This window comes from Nocardiopsis alba (assembly GCF_000710955.1).
Classification (GTDB): domain Bacteria; phylum Actinomycetota; class Actinomycetes; order Streptosporangiales; family Streptosporangiaceae; genus Nocardiopsis; species Nocardiopsis alba.
The window spans coordinates 104,410-121,898 of the sequence record NZ_BAZE01000010.1 but is presented as its reverse complement, the minus strand read 5'-3'; the positions used below and the strand labels follow the sequence as shown (position 1 = coordinate 121,898).

The window sequence follows — 17,489 nt, the reverse complement described above, 5'->3', positions numbered from 1 at the left end:
GGGTTCGGGCTCCTAAGGGAACCTCACCGCCTGTCAGGCCTCGGCCGGCTCCTTCGTCTCGCCCTCGGCCGGGTTCTCACCCTTGACCGAGCGGAGCAGGAGCTGGGAGACGTCCACGACCTCCAGCGATTCCTTCGCCTCGCCGGCGGACTTCTTCTCGTTGATCGCGTCGCCGAGCATGACCTGGCAGAACGGGCACGCGGTGGACACGGTGTCGGGGTTGGTGGTCAGCGCCTCGTCCACACGCTCGGTGTTGATGCGCTTGCCGATCCGCTCCTCCATCCACATGCGGGCACCACCGGCGCCGCAGCAGAAGCCCCGCTCCTTGTGGCGGTGCATCTCCTGGGTCTTGACCCCGGGCACCTGCGCCATGATGTCGCGCGGCGGCGTGTACACCTTGTTGTGCCGACCCAGGAAGCAGGGGTCGTGGTAGGTGATGTTCTCGTCGATCGAGCTCACCGGGGTCAGACGCCCCTCCTCCACCAGCTTGGCCAGGAGCTGGCTGTGGTGGACGACCTCGTAGGTACCGCCGAGCTGCGGGTACTCCTTGGCCAGGGTGTTGAAGCAGTGCGGGCAGCTCGCCACGATCTTCGTGACACCGGCTTCGTTGAGCGTCTCGACGTTCTGCTGGGCCAGCATCTGGAAGACGTACTCCATGCCGAGGCGACGCGCCGGGTCGCCGGTGCAGGCCTCCATGCCGCCCAGGACCGCGAACTTCACCCCCGCGATGTCCAGGAGTTCGGCGATGGCCTTCGTGGTCTTCTTCGCCCGGTCCTCCAGGGCACCGGCGCAGCCGACCCAGAAGAGGTACTCGGTGTCCTCGTCGAGCTTGTCGTCGACGACCGTCACCTCGACCGGGTTCTCCTGGGAGGCGAGCTCCTCGATCCAGTCCATGCGCCGGTCCTCGGCCATGCCCCAGGGGTTGCCCTTGTTCTCCAGGTTCTTCAGGAGCGTGTTGGCCTCGGAGGGGAAGTTGGACTCGACCATGACCTGGTAGCGACGCATGTCCAGGATGTGGTCGATGTGCTCGATGTCCACCGGGCACTGCTCGACGCAGGCGCCGCAGTTGGTGCAGGACCACAACTCGTCGGGGTGGATGACGCCACCCTCCTCCTCGGTGCCGACCAGCGGCTTGTTGAGGAGGGCGAGGACGTCGACGCCCGCGTGGCTCTCGTCCGGAGCCTCGGCGAGGGTCTCCTCGGTGATGCCCTTGAGGAGGTACGGGGCCTTCTCGTAGGTGTGCGCCTGGAGGTCGAGGATGACCTTCTTCGGCGACAGCGGCTTACCGGTGTTCCAGGCGGGGCACTGGGACTGGCAACGGCCGCACTCGGTGCAGCTCGTGAAGTCCAGCAGCCCCTTCCAGGTGAAGTCCTCCAGCTTGCCCGCGCCGAACGGGTCCTCGTCCGGGTCGGCCTCCTCGAAGTCGAGGGGCTTGGTACCGGACTTGTCCATCATCTGCTTGGCGGCGCCCAGGGACGGGGAACCGTCGGCGTTGCGCTTGAAGTAGATGTTGACCGGGGCGATGAAGCGGTGCCAGCCGATGCCCATGGTGAGCTTGAAGTACAGCACCATGAAGAACAGGTAGCTGATGATCAGCTTGAACGCGGCCACCAGGGCGATGGCCGGTTCGGCGACCGCGGCGTCGGTCGGCATGACGGAGCCGATGGCGTGCGAGATCGGCGTGGCCCAGGTCGGGAACGGGAAGTCGCCGATGCCGACCTTGAGGCCGCGGATCACGAAGATCGAGATCAGCAGGCCCCACAGGTAGGCCTCGACGTAGTACGCGGTCCACGTCTTGGAGTTGTAGAAGCGGGAGTCGCGGCCCTTGCGGTGGGGACCGTTCAGCAGACGGTAGACGGTCAGGCCGACGATGCTGATGAGGCTGGCGCCCGCGATGATCTCGATGGCCAGACCGTAGAGGGTCCAGTCGTGGATGATCGGCAGCTTGAAGTGCGGATCGAAGGTCTCGCCCTGCGCTTCGATGACCGTGAAGACCAGGAGCGGGAAGGAGACCATCACGAACCAGTGGGCGACACCCACCCACGGTCGCTTGAGCATCCTCGTGTGCCCGAGGATCTCGATGAGGGTCATCGTGAGCCGTTGCCCGAACGGCCCCTTCCGCTCCGGCTCCACCGTTCGGCCGACACCCACGGTTCGCACGATCTGGCGGATGCCCAGACCGAACAAGGTGAACGCGACCACGGCGAAGACCGAGGTGATGATGCCCAGCGTCAAGTACAGGGGTTGCATCGTCCGTGGCCTCCCATCCTGCTTCTCGTCGTCCGGTGCGCCACACACCGGCACCGACAGTTGATGTTACTAGCGAGTAATGGCTCGGAGTCCATCGGCCGCCCACTAGGAGCCGGCGCGCCGTCCTTCTCTCGCCTTACGCGCACATGGCACGGCCTCCGGACCGCCTCGCGCGAGAGCCAACCGTAGCCGCCTCTCGCCGACCGAGCGCCACGCGGGCCCACACGAGCCCCGCCCGACGCACCATGCCCCCTATGTAATCGGACCTCGGAGCCACGCGGGAGCATCCGGACCCCCGTGGAGCCGTCCGCCGTGTCGCGCGCCGACCGGGATCACTCCTCCCCCTCGAGCCCCGGACGCCCCCGGAACACCCCTGAGGCCTCCCCCGACTCCCCGGATATTCCGGGTCAAGGATGTCCCCGAGTTCGCCCGGGGTTCCCCCATTTCCACGTGAAAGACGCCCTGGTCGGGAACATCCCCACGCGGCCGACCGTTGTCAGGGCGAGAGAAGTAACTTGAGTCGGGTCGACTCAACTGACTTGACAGCCCCCACCCGACGAAGCAAACTTACGTCCGAACGACTCAACTTTGACGGAGGTACCAACCATGGCACGTGCGGTCGGAATCGACCTCGGTACGACGAACTCGTGTGTCGCTGTCCTCGAGGGCGGCGAACCGACGGTCATCACCAACGCCGAGGGCTCCCGCACCACCCCTTCGGTCGTGGCCTTCGCCAAGAACGGCGAGGTGCTCGTCGGTGAGGTGGCCAAGCGTCAGGCCGTCACCAACGTCGACCGGACCATCCGTTCGGTGAAGCGCCACATCGGCACCGACTGGTCGGTGAAGATCGACGACAAGAGCTTCAACCCGCAGCAGATCAGCGCCTTCATCCTGCAGAAGCTCAAGCGCGACGCCGAGGCCTACCTGGGCGAGGACGTGACCGACGCGGTCATCACCGTCCCGGCCTACTTCAGCGACTCCCAGCGTCAGGCCACCAAGGAGGCCGGCACGATCGCGGGTCTGAACGTCCTGCGCATCATCAACGAGCCGACCTCGGCCGCTCTCTCCTACCACCTGGAGAAGGAGGACGAGGCCACCATCCTGGTCTACGACCTCGGTGGCGGTACCTTCGACGTCTCCCTCCTGGAGGTCGGCGACGGCGTCGTGGAGGTCAAGGCGACCAACGGCGACAACCACCTCGGTGGCGACGACTGGGACCAGGCCGTCGTCAACTGGCTGGTCGAGAAGTTCAAGAACTCCAACGGCGTCGACCTGTCCAAGGACAAGATGGCGCTCCAGCGTCTGCGCGAGGCCGCCGAGAAGGCCAAGATCGAGCTGTCCAGCTCCAGCGAGACGCAGATCAACCTGCCCTACATCACGGCCTCCGCCGAGGGCCCGCTGCACCTGGACGAGAAGCTCACCCGCGCCGAGTTCCAGCGCCTGACCTCCGACCTGGTCGAGCGGACCAAGACCCCGTTCCAGCAGGTCATCAAGGACGCCGGGATCAGCCTGGACCAGATCGACCACGTCGTCCTGGTCGGTGGCTCGACCCGTATGCCCGCCATCGCCGACCTGGTCAAGGAGATGACCGGCGGCAAGGAGCCCAACAAGGGCGTGAACCCGGACGAGGTCGTGGCCATCGGTGCCGCCCTCCAGGCCGGTGTTCTCAAGGGCGAGGTCAAGGACGTCCTCCTGCTCGACGTCACCCCGCTGTCGCTGGGCATCGAGACCAAGGGCGGCGTGTTCACCAAGCTCATCGAGCGCAACACCACCATCCCGACCAAGCGGTCGGAGATCTTCACGACGGCCGACGACAACCAGCCGTCCGTGCAGATCCAGGTGTACCAGGGTGAGCGCGACATCGCCCAGTACAACAAGAAGCTGGGCGTCTTCGACCTGACCGGTCTGCCCCCGGCGCCGCGCGGCGTCCCGCAGATCGAGGTCACCTTCGACATCGACGCCAACGGCATCGTCAGCGTCACCGCGAAGGACCTGGGCACCGGCAAGGAGCAGTCCGTCACCATCTCCGGTGGTTCGGCGATGTCCAAGGACGACATCGACCAGATGGTCCGCGACGCCGAGCAGTACGCCGAGGAGGACCGCAAGCGCCGCGAGGAGGCTGAGGTCCGCAACAACGCCGAGTCCCTCGTCTACCAGACCGAGAAGGTCATCAAGGACAACGAGGACAAGATCCCGGCGGACGTGCGCTCCGAGACCGAGGCCGCCGTCGGCGAGCTGAAGACCGCGCTGGAGGGCACCGACACCGAGGCCATCCGCGGCGCCAGCGAGAAGGTCGCGCTGGCCAGCCAGAAGATCGGTTCGGCCATCTACAGCCAGGGCCAGCAGGGCGAGGGCGCCGGTCAGCCCGGCGGTGAGGGCGCGGACGCCTCCGCCGACGACGCCGACGTCGTGGACGCCGAGATCGTCGACGAGGACAACGGCAAGGGCGACAAGCAGGGTTCCTGAACCCCGAGAGTCCGCTGAGAGCCGAGGAAGGAGGGCACGTAGGACATGGCGCTGTCGGATAAGAGCGACCCCGACACCGGTGACGGTGACCAGAACCAGGGTCCGGTGATCCGCGACAACCGCAGGATCGACCCCGAGACCGGTGAGGTCCGAGACCCCGAGGCGAAGAAGTCCGAGGAGGCCGAGGTCTCCGAGGAGGACGAGGCGACCGAGGTCGAAGCCGAGGTCGAGGACATCCCCGAGATTCCGGACACCCCGGAGTCGGTGGTGAGCGAGGCGATCAACGCCGACGAGCGGGTCGTCGAACTCACCAACGACATCAAGCGGGTGCAGGCGGAGTACTCCAACTACCGCAAGCGGGTCGAGCGCGACCGTGTGGCCGTCCGAGAGGTGGCCACCGCCCAGGTCGTCGGCGAGCTTCTGCCGGTCCTGGACGACATCGGCCGCGCCCGTGACCACGACGAGCTCAACGGAGGGTTCAAGGCGGTGGGCGAGGCCTTGGAGGCCACGGTCACCAAGTTGGGCCTGGAGAAGTACGGCGAGCAGGGCGACGAGTTCGACCCGAACGTGCACGAGGCCCTCACCCTGGTGCCGGTTCCGAACATCTCCGCGCAGACGGTGATCGAGGTGTTCCAGCCGGGGTACCGCATCGGAGAGAGGATTCTTCGTCCGGCCCGTGTGGTCGTCGGAGAGCCCATGGGCGACGAGTCGGAGACCGCCGAGGCGGCCGCCGACGAACCCGCGGACTCCACCGAGGACGGCGAGGACAAGAAGTAGCCGGTCACGCCGGTCCGGGCGCCACGAGGGCGTCCGGCCGCGGGCCCGGGCCCGTGGCGTAGGACCTGTGGCCGTGAGCGACGTGAGATCGTCGGTCACGGCCACAGGCCGACCCCGGCCCCGTACGGAACGGGGCCACGTGTAAACATCGAACACCACCGGCACCAGCGGGGAGAAGGCACCAGTCGATGAGCACCAAGGACTACCTGGAGAAGGACTACTACAAGGTCCTCGGCGTCTCAAAGACCGCCACCAAGGACGAGATCCGCTCGTCCTACCGCAAGCTGGCCCGTGAGAACCACCCCGACGCCAACCGGGACGACCCGAAGGCGGAGGACCGCTTCAAGGAGATCTCCGAGGCGTACAACGTCCTGTCGGACGACAAGCGCCGCAAGGAGTACGACGAGGCCCGCTCGATGTTCGGCGGCTCCTACCGCCCCGGTGGCGGCACCGGACCCGGTGGCTTCGACATGAGCGACATCTTCGGTCAGGGCTCCGGCGGGGGCGGGGCGCCCGGCGGCGAACGCCTGAGCGACCTGTTCGGCGGGTTGTTCGGCAACCGCGGCCGCGCGGGTCAGGCGACCCGCAGCAGGCGCGGCGCCGACGTCGAGACCGAGACCACTCTGACCTTCCGCGAGGCCGCGGACGGGGTGACCCGTTCGTTCCAGCTGAGCAGCGAGGCCGCCTGCCCGACCTGTAAGGGGACGGGCGCACGCGCCGGTTCGGCCCCGCGCATGTGCCCGAAGTGCTCCGGCACCGGGCACGAGAGCACCAACCTGGGCGGCTTCTCGCTGTCCGAGCCGTGCAGCGAGTGCAAGGGGCGCGGCCTCGTGGTCGACGACCCCTGTCCCACCTGCAACGGCAGCGGGCGTGGCAAGAGCACCCGCACCATCCAGACCCGGATCCCGGCCGGCGTGTCCGACGGACAGCGGATCCGGATCAAGGGCAAGGGGGCCCCGGGCGAGCACGGCGGCCCCGCCGGTGACCTGTACGTCGTCGTCCATGTGAAGGGCCACCCGGTGTTCGGCAGGAGCGGTGACAACGTCACCATCAAGGTTCCGGTGACCTTCCCCGAGGCGGCGCTCGGCGCCGACGTGCGGGTTCCGACCCTGGGCGGCTTCCCGGTGACCGTGAAGGTCCCGCCGGGCACCCAGAACGGGCGCACGCTGCGGGTCCGCGGCAAGGGCGCCACCCGTAAGGACGGCACCATCGGCGACATGCTGGTCACCTTCGAGGTGGCGGTGCCACAGACACTCAACGGCGACGCGCGCGAGGCGCTGGAGAAGTTCCGCGCCGCGACGTCGGACTACGACCCGCGCGACGGGCTCGAAGCGCGGGCGAAGGGCGCGTGAGAGTCGTGAACGATCCTTCCTTCGGCGTCGATGCCCCGGTCTACGTGATCTCCGTGGCCGCGGAACTGGCCGGTATGCACCCGCAGACACTGCGCCAGTACGACCGTCTGGGGATCGTGTCGCCCGGCCGTGCGTCCGGGCGGGGCCGGCGCTACTCCATGCGTGACATACAGACGTTGCGCGAGGTGCAGCGTCTGTCCCAGGAGGAGGGCGTCAACCTCGCCGGGATCAAGCGGATCCTGGAGCTGCAACACGAGGTGGACCAGCTGCGTGAGCAGGTGTTCCACCTCGCCAACGAACTGGAGGCGGCGCGCCGGGCGGTGTCCCGGCGCGGCCGCCCCGCCCACCCCGAGGGTGGGCCGGTCCGCGGGGAGCTGGTGCGCCGCACCCGCGTGACGATCTTCAATACGGCCACCGATCCCGAGGAGCGCCCCGAGCGGGGCGGCGGCCTCGGGGACACCGGCGACAACCGCGGACAGAGCGGGCCCGACCAGGGCTGAGAGGTCGGACCGACGGCGCCCGGGACCCCGGGGGTCGATGTCCACGGCGCGGCGGAGTCGGCCGCTTTCGATCACTCTGAGTGACACTTCATGCGGAGGGAGTCACGTAATCATGAACTACAAGCTCACCCGGAAGAGCCAGGAGGCGTTGGCCGACGCCATCCGCCAGGCCACGTCCGACGGCAGCCCCCAGACCGAGCCGCTGCACCTGCTGAACGCTCTGCTGAACCAGGCCGAGGGCATCACCAGGCCGCTGCTCAAGGAGGTCGGGGCCGACCCCGACCTGATCAAGGACAAGGTCGAGGCGGCGATCGGCGGGCTGCCGAAGGCCTCGGGGGCCACGGTCGGCTCTCCCAGCTCCTCGCGCCAGCTCATCGTCTCCCTCAACACCGCCGCCCAGCGCGCGCAGCGGATGGAGGACGAGTACGTCTCCACCGAACACCTGTTGGTGGGGCTGGCCACCGACGGCGGGGAGGCCTCACGGATCCTCAAGGAGGCGGGCGCCGGCCCGGACGAGCTCCTGGAGGCCTTCGAGAGGGTGCGCGGCACCGGACGGGTCACCTCGGAGAACCCCGAGGACACCTACCAGTCCCTGGAGAAGTTCGGTGTGGACCTCACCGAACGCGCCCGCGAGGGCAAGGTCGACCCGGTGATCGGCCGCGACGGAGAGATCCGCCGCGTCATCCAGGTCCTGAGCCGGCGCACCAAGAACAACCCCGTCCTCATCGGCGAGCCCGGCGTGGGCAAGACCGCCGTGGTCGAGGGCCTCGCCCAGCGCATCGTGGCCGGCGACGTGCCCCAGTCCCTGCTCGGCAAGCGCCTGATCAGCCTGGATCTGTCCGCGATGGTCGCCGGGGCCAAGTACAGGGGCGAGTTCGAGGAACGTCTCAAGGCCGTGCTCTCCGAGATCAAGGAGTCCGAGGGCCAGGTCATCACGTTCATCGACGAACTGCACACCATGGTGGGCGCGGGCGCCGCCGAGGGCGCCATGGACGCCGGCAACATGCTCAAGCCCATGCTGGCCCGCGGCGAGCTGCGCATGGTCGGCGCCACCACCCTGGACGAGTACCGGGAACGGATCGAGAAGGATCCCGCCCTGGAACGCCGTTTCCAGCAGGTGTTCGTCGGCGAGCCGTCGGCGACCGACACCATCGCGATCCTGCGCGGTCTCAAGGGGCGCTACGAGGCCCACCACAAGGTGCAGATCTCCGACTCGGCCCTGGTCGCCGCCGCGACCCTGTCCGACCGCTACATCACCGCGCGCTTCCTCCCGGACAAGGCCATCGACCTCATCGACGAGGCCGCCTCCCGCCTGCGCATGGAGATCGACTCCAGCCCCGTGGAGATCGACGAGCTGCGCCGTATCGTCGACCGTCTCAAGATGGAGGAGATGGCACTCGACAAGGAGTCCGACACCGCCAGCCGGCAGCGGTTGGAGCGGCTGCGCTCCGACCTCGCCGACAAGCAGGAACGGCTCAACGGCCTGGTGGCCCGCTGGGAACAGGAGAAGGCCGGCCTCAACCGGGTCGGTGAGCTCAAGGGACGGCTGGACGACCTGCGCACCAAGGCCGAACTGGCCGAACGCGAGGGCCGCTTCGAAGAGGCCTCCCGGCTGATGTACGGGGACATCCCGCAGCTGGAGAAGCAGATCGAGGAGGCCTCCAAGGCCGAGGAGGACGCCGAGGAGTCCGGCGGCGCCCAGGACGACCCCATGGTCAAGGACGAGGTGGGCGCCGACGAGGTCGCCGACGTCGTCTCCTCCTGGACCGGGATCCCCGTGGGCCGGCTGATGGAGGGCGAGACCTCCAAGCTGCTGCGCATGGAGGACGAGCTGGGCCGACGCCTCATCGGCCAGAAGGACGCGGTGGCCGCCGTGTCCGACGCGGTGCGTCGGGCCCGGGCCGGCATCTCCGACCCGGACCGCCCCACCGGTTCGTTCCTGTTCCTGGGTCCGACCGGTGTCGGTAAGACCGAGCTGGCCAAGGCCCTCGCCGAGTTCCTGTTCGACGACGAACGCGCGATCGTGCGCATCGACATGAGCGAGTACTCGGAGAAGCACTCGGTGTCGCGTCTGGTGGGAGCGCCTCCCGGATACGTCGGCTACGAGGAGGGCGGCCAGCTCACCGAGGCGGTACGCCGCCGCCCCTACACCGTGGTGCTGTTGGACGAGGTGGAGAAGGCCCACCTGGAGGTGTTCGACACCCTGCTCCAGGTGCTGGACGACGGTCGCCTGACCGACGGCCAGGGCCGCCAGGTGGACTTCCGCAACACCATCCTCATCCTCACCTCCAACCTGGGTTCGCCGTTCCTGGTGGACCAGACGCTGGAGGAGTCGGTGCGCAGGGAACGCGTGATGAACGTGGTGCGCTCCACCTTCAAGCCGGAGTTCCTCAACCGACTGGACGACGTGATCATGTTCGACGCGCTGTCCACCGAGGACCTGACCCGGATCGTCGACCTCCAGGTCGACAAGCTGGCCCGGCGTCTGGCCGACCGGCGCCTCACCCTGGAGGTCACCGAGGCCGCCCGCGAGTGGCTGGGTTTGACCGGCTACGACCCGAACTACGGGGCCCGACCGCTGCGACGCCTGGTGCAGTCCTCGATCGGCGACCCGCTCGCCAGGGAGCTGCTCTCCGGCGACCTCTCCGAGGGCGACACCGTCTTCGTGGACGTGGACGACGCCCGGGAGCGCCTGACCGTGGCCACCCGCAAGGCCGAGGAGCCCGAACTCCCGGCCTGATCCGTACGGCGAGGGGCCGCGTCCGACGAAACGGACGCGGCCCCTCGTGTTCCACGAATTCCACGAACCCCGGGCTCGCGGAGGCTCCCTGGGTACCCTGGTCCCAGGAGTCCGCGACGCGTTCCGGAACCCGCGCCACGGCGGAAGGGGCCGTACACCATGACCGTGATCGACCACCTCTCACCGAGATCTCCCGTCGAGAAGCTGAGCATCGAACAGTTCGAGGTCATCGCCAGGGCCGCGGCCCGTGAGGACGTCACCCTCGAGTACCTCAACGGACAGATGGAGATCCGGACCGTGCCCGACAGCGACCGCAACGCGATCCTCATGTGGTTGATGCGTCAGTTCATGACGCAGAGGGCCGATCTGGACCTGAACGTCACCGGCCAGGGTCTGAAGGTGGATTCCTACCGCAAGGGCCGGGCACGCCCGGACGGCATCCTCGCCCCCGTCGACCATTTCGCGGGCCAAGGCGAATGGGCGGACCCCCAGGGAGTCCTCGCCGTCGTCGAGGTCACCTCATGGGACTCCGACACCAACTCCCGGGATCGGGTCGAGAAGGCACACGCCTACGCCGCCTGCGACATCGAGGTCTATCTGCTCGTCGACCGCGACGATGACAGCGTCACCGTCCACAGCGAGCCGTTGAAAGGCCGCTACCGCAACATCAACAAGCTCGGCTACGGTCACACCGTCGAGATCCCGGGGGTCGAGGTCACTCTGAACACCGACGGGCTCAAGCGCTACGCCCGCTGATCCGCGCACCAAGGGGCCGCGTCCGACGAAACGGACGCGGCCCCTCGTGTCGTACGGGTCAGGCCAGGGCCAGGGCCGATCCGAACAGGAAGTAGAGGATCACCAGGCCCACCGTGATGGCCAGGCCGATACCCATCGTCCTCCAGGCGTAGCGGACGAACCGTTCCTGCTCGGCCGGCTCGTGCTCCTTGGTCATGGCGACCACGGAGAAGACGATCGCGATGATGCCGCAGATCTGGTTACAGCACAGGGTCATCAGGATCGACCAGATCAGCGCGCTGACCGGGCTACCGCTCGAGGACGAACCGTACTGGGGAGCGGGGCCGGAGGGGTACGACACGGGGGAACCTCTTCACGTCGGGGGAAGAACCACCCCCTTGGACGTCGGAGGGCGGGCTCCGGTTTCCACCGTCCCCGAGACCCGGAGGCCACGTCCGACGAGAGGGAGATCCGCGTCCGGTCCGTGGTCCTGCCCGCCACGGGTCCCGGCGCAGGGGTGGCGTCGACTCCGTTCAAGAGGCGAGCAGCCGGGCCTCGACCTCCGGGTCGAGTCCCAGTCGGGGCCACCCTTCGCGTTGAGGAGCCGTGCCGCCGATGGACTCCAGCCACGCCCAGGTGTCGGCGACGGTCTCGGCCACCGGGCGGCAGCGCAGACCGGTGGCGAGCGCGCGCCCCACGTCACCCTGGTGCATGCTCCCGTGCGGCTCGCCCGGTGGAAGCCAGACCGGCAGGTCCGTCCACGGCCGCACACCGGCCTCGACGATCACCTCGGGATCGAACCAGCGGAACACCGCATCGGAGCCGGTCGCCTCCCGACAGGCGGTCAGCAGCCCCTCCATGGTGGTGTGACCAGTGGGAGAGACCAGGTTGAACGGCCCGCCCGATCCCTTCTCGATCGCGTCCAGCGTCCACACGGCCAGGTCTCTGGCGTCGATGTACTGCAACGGCAGATCACGGGGGCCGGGCGCCAGGACGGTGCCGCCCCGGGCGATCCTCCCCAGCCACCAGGGGAGTCGACCGATGTTCTCGTACGGGCCGAGGATGAGACCGGCCCGCACGAAGAGGGCGCGATCTCCCAGCACCGCCTCGGCGGCCAGTTCACCCCCGCGCTTGGCCCGCGCGTAGTCGGTACCGTCGTCCTCGGGCGAGGACTCCACCGTCGGAGCGGTCTCGTCCGCCCCCGCCGGGATGATCATCCCGTGCACGGAACGGCTGGAGATATAGGCATAGCGATCGACCCGCTCCGAGAGCAGACGCGCGGCGGCGGTCACCGCGGCGGGCGCGCCCGACCAGGTGTCGACGACGGCGTCCCACTCCCCCGTCTCCAGCTCGGCCAGACCACCCTCCTCCGTGCGGTCCCCTTTCCGGACCTCCACCCCGGAGGGCGGCTCATGCCGTCCCCGATGGAAGACCGTGGTCTCCCGGCCTCGGGCGAGGGCCTCCTCCACGACGGCCCGCCCCACGAACTCCGTACCACCCAGAACCAGAAGTCTCATGGGGAGATTCTGATCCGGGACCACCGAACGCGCCAGGGGGTACTGCCACCGGCAGAACCGGGGGCTCCCTACCGTCGATCGCCGGGCCGCGCGCGCTCCACCATCAGTTCGCGTTCGCGCTCGTTGCGGGTGAGCCTCGCGGCCCGTTCGTGCTCGGTCCGCGCCTCGTCCTCGCGTCCCAGCCGCCGCAACAGGTCTCCACGGACCGCGGGAAGCAGGTGGTAGTCGGCCAGGGCACCCGAATCACGCAGCGCGTCGACGATACGCAGGGCGGGCTCCGGGCCGAAGGCCATCGACACCGCCACCGCCCGATTCAGCTCGACCACCGGCGACCCGGTGCGCCGGACCAAGGCCTCGTACAGGGCCGCGATGGCTCGCCAGTCGGTGTCCTCCGCGGTCACGGCGACGGCGTGCGCGGCGGCGATCCCGGCCTGGAGCGAGTAGACGCCCCGTTCGGCGGGGTCCTCCGGAAGCGAGGCCATCAGGGCCTTCATCCCCCGTCCGATGAGCAGCCGGTCCCAGCGTGAACGGTCCTGTTCGGCGAGCGGCACGGGAGACCCGTCGGTGCCCACCCTCGCGCGGAAACGGGAGGCCTGGAGCTCCATGAGCGCGAGCAGACCGTGCGCCTCGGGTTCCGAGGGCGTCAACGCGACGAGGACCCGCCCAAGACGCATGGCCTCGTCGCACAGTTCGGGCCGCAGCCAGCGGTCCCCCGAGGTGGCCGTGTACCCCTCGTTGAACACCAGGTAGAGGACTTCGAGGACGTCGGAGAGCCGCGCGTCGCGTTCCTCTCCGGACGGTACTTCGAAGGGCACCCTCTTCGCGGCCAGGGTCCTCTTGGCCCGCACGATGCGTTGGGCGACGGTGGCCTCCGGAACGAGGAAGGCACGGGCGATCTCGTCGGTGGTGAGCCCGCCGAGCATGCGCAGAGTGAGCGCGATCCGGGCCGAGGTCGACAGCACCGGGTGGCAGCACACGAACATGAGCTTGAGGAGGTCGTCGCCGTAGTCCTCCTCCAGGACCGCGTCGAAATCGGCGCTCCCGTCCTGTTCGACGAGGTCGCGTCCCAGTTCGACCATGTGCCGCTGGAAACGCTCGTCCCGACGCCAACGATCGAGGACGCGGCGTTTGGCGACGGTGGTCAGCCAGGCGCCGGGCTTACGGGGGACCCCCTTCTCCGGCCACTTCTCCAGGGCGGAGACCAGGGCGTCCTGGGCGAACTCCTCGGCCAGGCCGACGTCGCCGACCATACGGGTGAGAACGGCGATCAGACGGGCCGACTCGATACGCCAGACCGCCTCCACCTCGGGTGTGACATCGGTGTGGCCCACGGGAACATCAGAGCACCGCCGTGACCTCCACCGCAAGGGGCGGGCCCGGATCGCGGCCTCACCGATCCGGGCCCCGCCGCGTTCAGCCCTCCTGGGAGGCGCGCAGCTCGCGCTCGCGCTCCTTGAGCTCCTCGGGCATCGTGTCCATGTCCTCCAGCTCGGCGATCCGGCGCAGCTGGAGCCTCATCTCGCCCTCCGGCGGGTGCGGGCACCGCTTGGCCCACTCCACGGCCTCCTCATGGGAGGACACCTGGAGCACCCAGTAACCGGCGATGAACTCCTTGGCCTCGGTGAAGGGACCGTCGACGACGTTCGCGCCGCCGTCCCGGAAGATGACCTCGGCTCCCTCGGAGGTGGGGGCCAGCCCCTCTCCGGTCAGCAGGACGCCGGCCTTGACCAGCTCCTCGTTGTAGGCGGCCATCGCCTCGTAGACCTCGGGCCCGGCCTCATAGGCCGCGGCCTCATCGGCGGGGGTGCTCATGATCGACATCAGGTAACGCATCGTTGTTCGCCCTCTTCCGGGTACGGAACGGTGTCTCTTCCGCCGCTCTCACCCGTTCGTCGAACGGGCCGGCCCCGAATCGACATCCTCCCCGAATCTTTTCTCCTCTTTCTTCCCCTGCCCCGTTTCCCCGCCCCGTCCACCCTGGTCGGAGCCGTTTTCCCAGCCCTTGGAAACCCGCTCGGCCTCCTCTCCTCGATCCACCCGCCCGGTGTCCGTCCGCCGGGCGGGTCTTCTGCGTGACGGGGCCGGAGCGCAGTGCGACGGCCATGGCCACAAGCGGTCAAACCGACCCCTGAGACCCTCCTGAACTGGGACGTTCGGTAGAGTTCCGACACGGTTCCCGAACGGAACGACGGTGTACCGGGGTCTCGGCGTGCCCGACCCCGGAGGACATGAGGAGAGTGGGTCGGGCGGGATGGGACTTTTCCTGAGCACCGCCTTCGGATTCCCCACCGTCCTGTTCACCCCGCTGCTCATCGTCGTCCTCGGCTACTGGATCTTCGTGATCGTCGGCGCGGCCGACACCGAGACGCTCGACAGCGTGGACGCCGACGGCGACGCCACCGGGCTGAGCGCCTTCCTGAGCCGGGCGGGGATGGGAAGAGTCCCGGTGACCGTGGCCCTGACCATGCTCGTCTCCGTGGCCTGGTTCGTCAGCATGATGGGGAGCATCGTGACCAGCCTCGTCGGCACCACCTCGACCCCCCTGCTGTACGCCCTGGGGGCTGTCGTCCTGCTCATCGCGCTGGTCGCCGCCTGGGCGGTCACCAGCGGCCTGGTGATGGGCCTCCAGCGTTTCCTGCCCAAGCGCGCCGGCGGGTCCAAGCACGAGCTGGTCGGCCGCACCTGCCTCATCCGTATCGGTGAGGCCCACGGGTCCTTCGGCCAGGCCGAGATCACCACCGCGGGCGGGGCCGCCATCTCCATCCCCGTGCGCACCACCGGCGGCGAGATCCTCCCCGTCGGCGGTACCGCGCTCATCTTCGACCATCGGCAGGAGGACGACGTCTTCCTGGTGACCGCCTTCGATCCCGCGCTGGATCCCGGACAGTCCTCCTGACGCCACACCCCGTTCCACCGGTTCCGCCCTCTTTCACCCGCCGTGAGCAGGGACTTTCTTTCGTCCGAATGGAACCGTTCGTCCCATCGACGCGTCTCACCCCGTGACGAGCGCTTCCGGTACGGCCCTCCCGCGACCGTCCTCCAGCCTCCCGGTACCGCGCGTCCAGACCCACGTCACTCGTAGAAAAGAGACCCCTACGTGTTGCTGAGCGCCCCCACCACCGGTCAGGACGCGGCCGACGCCGCCTTCATGACCGTCGGCGTAGCCCTCGCCATCGGTATCGTCGTCCTCCTCGCCCTGCTCCTGATGGTGACCAGACTCTTCCGCAAGGTCGAACAGGGCAAGGCCCTGATCATCTCGAAGGTGCGGGACGTCCACGTCACCTTCACCGGCGCCATCGTCCTTCCGGTCCTGCACAAGGCCGAGGTCATGGACATCTCGCTCAAGACCCTGACCCTTGAGCGCGGTGGCCGCGAAGGCCTGACCTGCAAGGACAATATTCGCGCCGACATCAAGGTGTTCTTCTACGTCCGGGTGAACGAGACCGCCGAGGACGTCAAGAAGGTCGCGAAGGCGATCGGCACCGAGCGCGCCAGCGACCAGGACACCCTCCAGGAGCTCTTCAACTCCAAGTTCTCCGAGGCCCTCAAGACCGTCGGCAAGCAGTTCGACTTCGAAGAGCTGTTCACCCACCGCGAGGAGTTCCGCCAGGCGATCGTCTCCCTGATCGGCACCGACCTCAACGGCTACATCCTCGAAGACGTCGCCATCGACGAGCTGGAGCAGACCCCGCTGCACCAGCACGACTCCAACAACATCCTGGACGCGCAGGGCATCTCGAAGATCACGGAGCGCACCTCCAAGGAGCACAAGCGCACCAACGAGTTCGAGAACGACCGCAAGAAGGAGATCGACCGCCAGAACACGGAGACCGCCGAGACCCTCGCCGAGCTGGAGAAGCGTCGCGAGGAGGCGGCCGCCAAGGCCAAGCGCGAGATCGAGATCATCCGTGCCCGTGAGGAGGCCGAGACCGCCCGCGTCCAGGCCGAGGAGCGGCTGAAGGCGGAGACCGCCAACCTGCGCACCAACGAGCAGCTCGGCGTCCAGCACCAGAACCAGCAGCGCGAGATCGCGGTCGCCGAGAAGAACCGCGAGCGGGTCATCGCCATCGAGAGCGAGCGTATCGAGAAGGACCGTCTGCTGGAGGTCATCGGCCGCGAACGCGAGACCGAGCTGAGCCGGATCTCCAAGGACAAGGAGGTCGAGGCCGAGAAGCGCGAGGTCGCCGACGTCATCCGTGAGCGTGTGGCCGTCGACCGCACCGTCGCCGAGCAGGAAGAGGCGATCAAGAAGCTGCGCGCGGTCGAGGAGGCCGAGCGCCAGCGTCAGGCCATCATCATCCACGCCGAGGCCGAGGCCCAGGAGAACCTGGTCAAGGACATCAAGGCCGCCGAGGCCGCCGAGGCCGCGGCCAAGCACAAGGCCCAGGAGGAGCTCACGCTCGCCGAGGCCCGTCAGCAGGCCGCCGAGCTGGACACCCGCGCCAAGATCCGTCTGGCCGAGGGGCTCCAGGCCGAGGCCGCGGCCGCCGGTCTGGCCGAGGTCCAGGTCCGCGAGCAGGACGCCGAGGCCGTCGAGAAGCTCGGCCGCGCCGAGGCCGTCGTGGCCCGCGAGAAGGCCGAGGTCGAGGCCGACGCCATCGAGAAGAAGCTGCGCGCCGAGGCCGCGGGTCTGACCGACAAGGCCGAGGCGATGGCCGCCCTGGACCAGGTCAGCCGCGAGCACGAGGAGTACCGTCTCCGCCTGGACGCGGAGAAGGAGGTCCGCCTCGCCGGGATCGACGTGCACCGCCACATCGCCGAGGCCCAGGCCACGGCCATGGCCGCCGGCCTGGAGAGCGCCGACATCAACATCGTCGGTGGCGACGGCGCCTTCTTCGACCGCATGGTCAACTCGATCGGCATGGGCAAGGCCGTGGACGGCTTCGTCAACGGCTCCGACACCGTCCAGGCCCTGGGCAACGGCTGGCTCAACGGCGAGGGCGACTTCGCCGCGGACATGAAGCGGATCCTGGCCACGGTGGACACCGAGGACCTCAAGAACCTCACCGTCTCCGCCCTGCTGCTCAAGCTGATCGGCGCGGGCGGCGAGGACACCGGCAAGCTGAACCGGCTGCTCGGCACGGCCCGCTCCCTGGGGCTGGACCAGCTGCCCGTGACCACTCTCGCCCCCGTGAAGCAGTGAGGTAGTCCT

The 17,489-nt window shown here is 68.5% G+C and carries 13 protein-coding genes; 8 read left to right on the top strand and 5 right to left on the bottom strand.

What is annotated here, in order from left to right:
- Nucleotides 1–33: 33 nt before the first annotated feature.
- Nucleotides 34–2,250 (bottom strand): (Fe-S)-binding protein, encoded by a 2,217-nt coding sequence (locus TR33_RS18285; RefSeq protein WP_017533081.1) that lies wholly within the window; start codon nt 2,248–2,250, stop codon nt 34–36.
- 606 nt (nt 2,251–2,856) lie between these two features.
- Between TR33_RS18285 and dnaK the strand changes: the two genes are divergently transcribed.
- The 6 genes from dnaK (at nt 2,857) to TR33_RS18255 (ending at nt 10,841) form a co-directional block, all read left to right on the top strand.
- Nucleotides 2,857–4,716 carry a molecular chaperone DnaK gene (gene dnaK / locus TR33_RS18280; RefSeq protein WP_017533080.1) on the top strand — a complete coding sequence of 620 codons (1,860 nt, stop codon included), beginning with the start codon at nt 2,857–2,859 and terminating at the stop codon, nt 4,714–4,716.
- A 45-nt stretch (nt 4,717–4,761) separates the two neighbouring features.
- A complete protein-coding gene (gene grpE / locus TR33_RS18275; RefSeq protein WP_042284393.1) occupies nt 4,762–5,493 on the top strand; it encodes a nucleotide exchange factor GrpE in 732 nt (243 codons plus the stop codon).
- A gap of 188 nt (nt 5,494–5,681) precedes the next feature.
- Nucleotides 5,682–6,845, top strand: coding sequence for a molecular chaperone DnaJ (dnaJ, locus tag TR33_RS18270; RefSeq protein WP_014908313.1), 1,164 nt, complete (start codon nt 5,682–5,684; stop codon nt 6,843–6,845).
- Nucleotides 6,842–7,345 carry a heat shock protein transcriptional repressor HspR gene (locus TR33_RS18265; protein WP_086003582.1) on the top strand — a complete coding sequence of 168 codons (504 nt, stop codon included), beginning with the start codon at nt 6,842–6,844 and terminating at the stop codon, nt 7,343–7,345. Before dnaJ ends, TR33_RS18265 begins: the two co-directional genes overlap by 4 nt.
- 112 nt (nt 7,346–7,457) lie before the next feature.
- On the top strand, nt 7,458–10,085 hold the full coding sequence (clpB, locus tag TR33_RS18260; protein ID WP_017533077.1) for an ATP-dependent chaperone ClpB: 2,628 nt from the start codon (nt 7,458–7,460) through the stop codon (nt 10,083–10,085).
- Between the two features lie 159 nt (nt 10,086–10,244).
- Nucleotides 10,245–10,841, top strand: coding sequence for a Uma2 family endonuclease (locus TR33_RS18255; RefSeq protein ID WP_042284391.1), 597 nt, complete (start codon nt 10,245–10,247; stop codon nt 10,839–10,841).
- A 58-nt stretch (nt 10,842–10,899) separates the two neighbouring features.
- Here the strand turns inward: TR33_RS18255 and TR33_RS18250 are convergent, their stop codons facing one another.
- The 4 genes from TR33_RS18250 to TR33_RS18235 all read right to left on the bottom strand — a co-directional run bounded on the left by TR33_RS18250 (nt 10,900) and on the right by TR33_RS18235 (nt 14,170).
- Complete coding sequence (locus TR33_RS18250) at nt 10,900–11,181, bottom strand: CD225/dispanin family protein (protein ID WP_042284389.1); 282 nt, start codon at nt 11,179–11,181, stop codon at nt 10,900–10,902.
- A 172-nt stretch (nt 11,182–11,353) separates the two neighbouring features.
- A complete protein-coding gene (locus TR33_RS18245; protein WP_042284387.1) occupies nt 11,354–12,337 on the bottom strand; it encodes an NAD-dependent epimerase/dehydratase family protein in 984 nt (327 codons plus the stop codon).
- 68 nt (nt 12,338–12,405) lie between these two features.
- Nucleotides 12,406–13,668 (bottom strand): RNA polymerase sigma factor, encoded by a 1,263-nt coding sequence (locus TR33_RS18240; RefSeq protein WP_042284386.1) that lies wholly within the window; start codon nt 13,666–13,668, stop codon nt 12,406–12,408.
- 82 nt (nt 13,669–13,750) lie between these two features.
- Nucleotides 13,751–14,170: a YciI family protein gene (locus TR33_RS18235; RefSeq protein ID WP_017533074.1), complete on the bottom strand. Its 420-nt coding sequence runs from the start codon at nt 14,168–14,170 to the stop codon at nt 13,751–13,753.
- A 418-nt stretch (nt 14,171–14,588) separates the two neighbouring features.
- Here TR33_RS18235 and TR33_RS18230 point away from each other — a divergent pair, with 418 nt between their 5' ends.
- Together TR33_RS18230 and TR33_RS18225 are read left to right on the top strand one after the other, a co-directional pair.
- Entirely contained in the window at nt 14,589–15,233 is a 645-nt protein-coding gene (locus TR33_RS18230; protein WP_017533073.1) for an OB-fold-containig protein, read from the top strand.
- A gap of 201 nt (nt 15,234–15,434) precedes the next feature.
- On the top strand, nt 15,435–17,480 hold the full coding sequence (locus tag TR33_RS18225; RefSeq protein WP_017533072.1) for a flotillin family protein: 2,046 nt from the start codon (nt 15,435–15,437) through the stop codon (nt 17,478–17,480).
- The last annotated feature ends 9 nt before the right edge of the window (nt 17,481–17,489 follow it).

Coding starts and splice junctions, on each gene's coding strand:
- TR33_RS18285 (WP_017533081.1), bottom strand. CDS start 2,250: ATGCAACCCCTGTACTTGACGCTGGGCATCATCACCTCGGTCTTCGCC.
- dnaK (WP_017533080.1), top strand. CDS start 2,857: ATGGCACGTGCGGTCGGAATCGACCTCGGTACGACGAACTCGTGTGTC.
- grpE (WP_042284393.1), top strand. CDS start 4,762: ATGGCGCTGTCGGATAAGAGCGACCCCGACACCGGTGACGGTGACCAG.
- dnaJ (WP_014908313.1), top strand. CDS start 5,682: ATGAGCACCAAGGACTACCTGGAGAAGGACTACTACAAGGTCCTCGGC.
- clpB (WP_017533077.1), top strand. CDS start 7,458: ATGAACTACAAGCTCACCCGGAAGAGCCAGGAGGCGTTGGCCGACGCC.
- TR33_RS18255 (WP_042284391.1), top strand. CDS start 10,245: ATGACCGTGATCGACCACCTCTCACCGAGATCTCCCGTCGAGAAGCTG.
- TR33_RS18245 (WP_042284387.1), bottom strand. CDS start 12,337: ATGAGACTTCTGGTTCTGGGTGGTACGGAGTTCGTGGGGCGGGCCGTC.
- TR33_RS18235 (WP_017533074.1), bottom strand. CDS start 14,170: ATGCGTTACCTGATGTCGATCATGAGCACCCCCGCCGATGAGGCCGCG.
- TR33_RS18230 (WP_017533073.1), top strand. CDS start 14,589: ATGGGACTTTTCCTGAGCACCGCCTTCGGATTCCCCACCGTCCTGTTC.